Raw genomic sequence first — 896 nt, forward strand, 5'->3', positions numbered from 1 at the left:
GATCCCTGTAATACATTGCGCACCCGCATTTTCGGCTTGTTCCATTAGCCATTGGTCAAACTCACCACGTAATACAGACCAAGACGCCGTTTTGGGATCCTTTCCTTCCGTATTTTGGTAATCAATTGTCATTGCGCCTGTTTCAGTCATAAATGACAATTTTTCGTGAGTAATAACGCGTTCAACAGGCGCTTCTTGCGCAAACTCAGGAATGATGCGTTCAAGAGTATGTGCATACATACGACCACCGGTTACATTTTTCCCGCCAGCGTAGTTACCTCTTTCTATTAGCAATACTTGTGCACCTTCCCTTGCCAAAACAAGTGCAGCCACAGATCCTGCTAATCCTGCGCCAACAATAATGGCATCGAAAATATCTTCGGAATCGGACATAACATCTCCAGAATTTGCGATAAACAGCAGAGAAGTCGCCTTCTCTGCTTAAATAAATCAGTTAGATAATTGACGAGTTAATGCAGGTAAAATTTTCATTAAATCACCGACAATGCCGTAATCAGCGAATTGAAAGATAGGTGCATTTTTGTCTTTATTAATAGCAACAATGGTTTGTGCACCATTAGCGCCGACCATATGTTGAATTTGTCCTGAAATACCCGCAGCTAAATAGAGTTCAGGTTTCAGCATTAGGTTAGAAATACCGACATAACGCTCGTGTTCCATCCACTTCTCATTTTCAGCAACAGGACGAGAACAGGCGATTTCAGCACCAATGGTTTTCGCTAAGTCTTCTGCAAGGGCGATATTTTCTTTACTGCCGATACCGCGACCCACGCTGACAACAAAACGTGCTTTGTCTAAATCAACTGCATTGATAGCGCGTGGTTGAATCGAATTGCGAACAATGCCTTGAGCTGGGGCAATCCATGCGACTTTTT

2 protein-coding genes are annotated in these 896 nt (G+C 43.1%); both read right to left on the reverse strand.

Annotated elements, in window-relative coordinates; genetic code table 11:
* Positions 1 to 393, reverse strand: a 393-nt coding sequence (locus BHE89_RS18735; protein WP_128860721.1) for an FAD-dependent oxidoreductase, incomplete at its 3' end; no start/stop codon positions are given.
* A 57-nt stretch (positions 394 to 450) separates the two neighbouring features.
* Positions 451 to 896: FAD-binding protein (locus tag BHE89_RS18740; protein ID WP_216081032.1), on the reverse strand; the 446-nt coding region annotated here is incomplete at its 5' end.

This window comes from Shigella sp. FC1967, assembly GCF_001743005.1.
In the GTDB taxonomy this organism is placed as follows: domain Bacteria; phylum Pseudomonadota; class Gammaproteobacteria; order Enterobacterales; family Enterobacteriaceae; genus Proteus.